General features: G+C 54.0%; 2 protein-coding genes. Both read right to left on the bottom strand.

Annotated elements, in window-relative coordinates; genetic code table 11:
- Positions 1 to 264: 264 nt before the first annotated feature.
- Positions 265 to 1,212: a hypothetical protein gene (locus ACOSYY_RS04940; protein ID WP_421661160.1), complete on the bottom strand. Its 948-nt coding sequence runs from the start codon at positions 1,210 to 1,212 to the stop codon at positions 265 to 267.
- Between the two features lie 180 nt (positions 1,213 to 1,392).
- Positions 1,393 to 2,541, bottom strand: coding sequence for a transposase (locus ACOSYY_RS04935; RefSeq protein WP_421661159.1), 1,149 nt, complete (start codon positions 2,539 to 2,541; stop codon positions 1,393 to 1,395).
- Between the last annotated feature and the right edge of the window lie 231 nt (positions 2,542 to 2,772).

Raw genomic sequence — 2,772 nt, 5'->3', positions numbered from 1 at the left:
GAGAACGCTAAATAGTGCGCATCTTGACTCTTGAATCGCCTATAAACAAATGGTTTTGCGACATTGCCAGCCGAACATTACGCACTATTTGGTGGTCGGCTCAGTAACCATCGCAAATTCTGCAGGGGGTGTCGCCTGTGTTCCGTAAGGAGTGGAAGTGTAGAAGGGAATGCGCTTCCTATCAAGCAGCTCTCGTATCGGAAGAAGGTGGTGAGAATGTCGACTGTTTAAATTCCCAGGAAGAAGTCCTTGTCCTGCAGCTTTTCAGCGTGGATGAAACCGAGTAATGATCTGAACAATCGCTTCCCCTTCAGCAATGACCTTCAGACATGAATCTAGGTCATCGATTGTATACGGTTTTTTGTCTCCGTGCCGTGCGCGGTTACAATGGTCTTTCAAATTGTGGAGAGCGACTGCCAGTGGGGGAGCCAGAGACAATGAGATCTTCAGTCGTTCAGAAATAGATCTGACAAGACCCTTGGCCAGGGGTTCGGCACCACGAAGCAATTTGTTTATTTGGTTGATTGTAAGTCTGTCGTGGTCGAATGCCTTCGGCATGGCTCCGTCGACCTTGCGAACAGGCGCCCACACTCTCTCGTTAAACTCGTATTCAATGGCTTTCTGGTAAAGGATGGGAGGCCAACATGGATTTATGTTCTTGAAGGGTGTGGTGTTCCAGGAGGCTGCTTCAACAAGAAACTGCTGTGTCTGGGAGCAGAATATGGGAAACGATATAGCATGTCTCGCGCTTAGATCTTTCTCTGCTTTCTCGCACACATCCTTGAGTCGAACTCCGACATCAACCTCGGCCTTTAAGTCGTCTTTCTCGCGGCGCTCGGCATCCAGGCGTTCTCGAAGGTCACATATGGTTCTTGTGGCGCTGTGCAGTAGTGAATGTCCATCGGTGCTGCGACGTTTGTCTACAGTTCTAATTGCTGCCAGCAATCCGGCCGAGTATTCAGAAATCGCGACGTGACCATCCTCATACAATTCATCAAGGCGACCGAATAATTGACTGACTCTCTCGTTGTCAGAAAGCTCTGAGTAGAGTTGTAGCATTTCTGGTAAATAGTTGGCTTGATGTAGGCCACTTCTCCAGCCTGATCGTATCCTCGTCGAACTTTGCGATGGAGATGCTCGAAAACGGCTGCCGCGTGAAGAAGCATCTCGTGATCCTCGTACCAAAGTGCAATGCCAAAATGTACCGGCCATCCCAACGTATCGAGGCCAATTTCCACTAGCAGTTTGTTGACAAACAGCGGTTTTTGAAGAATTCCTGCATTGAATTCACCGATTGATTTCTCTGATTATGTCTTGTGTGTCGATCATGGGGTTCATCTCTCTCATCCCGCTCTTCCGGGCTCCCGCTCCCCGCACGCCTTGGGCTGCCCGCTAGGCCGGAGCCGGGAGCAAGGTCGCTAGCCGCTTCAGATTCAGCAGCCAGCCCATCAGATAGGCCTCATCTCGGACCTGCAAGAGGCCCCGTCGCTGAAACCGCCGGAACCCATGCCAACACTTCGCTTCCCCCCACAGCTCTTCAATCTTCTTCCGGGCTCGCTGCGAGAGGGAGTACCCCATCGTCCGGCTCATCCGTCTGACCCGCTGATGCACCGCCTCCCGTCCAGTGGTTTTTGCGGCAACATGAGGTTTGATCCTCCGTTTGAACAGTGCCGCCAGAAAGGACTTGGCAAAATAGCCCTTGTCCGCGCCTACCGTCTTCATCCGTAGGCCATGCCTCTTATGGAAGGCATCGATCAAGGCCTGCCCGCCTTCCGTCTCCGAGGCGGACCCGCGGAATGACTCCACATTGATCCCCAGCAAGAGCCGATGGCGGTTTTCCATCAGCCCGTTCACGGTGTAGCCGACCATCGCCGCCGTCCCCTGGCCTTTGTTCGCCAACTTGGCGTCCGGGTCGGTGGTCGACACGTGCGTCTGGTTGGAGCGTCGCTCCCCCCGAAACGTGACTGTGGGATTGCCCGGGTCCTGGTCTTGGTACTGCTCCGACCCCGCATCCAGCGACCGAATCCGGCGCTTGTACTCCGCCGGCTTCAAAAAGACTTCCATGGGCACGAAGCTCTTGTGCGACGCATTCGCCTGCACCAGCGTGCCGTCCAGTGTGGTGTGGGGCGAGACCAGCTTCTGCTTGATCGCGAGGGCGACGGTCTCATCAAAGAGCCGTTCTAAGATCCCACTCTCGGTAAACCGCCGCTTCCGGTTCTGCGAGAACGTCGAGTGATCCCACGGTTCCGTATCTAAATCCAGCCCGACAAACCACCGAAGCACCAGATTACCGGTGAGTTCCCGAACCAACGCCCGTTCAGACGTCACGCCCAGCAGATAGCCGCCGAGGAGGGCCAGAAACAGCTGCTCGGGTGGAATGGAGGGACGGCCTGTGTCGGCGTAGAGCGGCTCACAAAGCTGCCGGATTCGTTCCGTATCGATCAACGGACGAATCTTCCGCATCGGGTGATCGGCTGTCACAAACTGCTCCAGATTGATGTGGTAGAACATCGACGGCTGCGGATCGGCTGTGCCCATCATTAGCGTACGCCTCCTGATGGACGCCTCTCTTATCATATTCATCGCGAACAGCAAGTGGAGTTTGTCAACAGCCTGCTAGTGAACTGTAAGATCCTTTCATCAGACAAAGACCGACTAATCCTCTTCTTCCTCAATATCCTCAATCCCTTCGTAACTCATTTCTGGGAATGAGGCCGATGCCTTTTCACAGGCGGTTTCGACCATTTCTTCAGCATCTTCAGCTGAATCAGC

This window comes from Nitrospira sp. BLG_2, assembly GCF_049222245.1.
The sequence above is the reverse complement of the archived record's forward strand: the minus strand, read 5'-3'. Positions and strand labels throughout refer to the sequence as shown.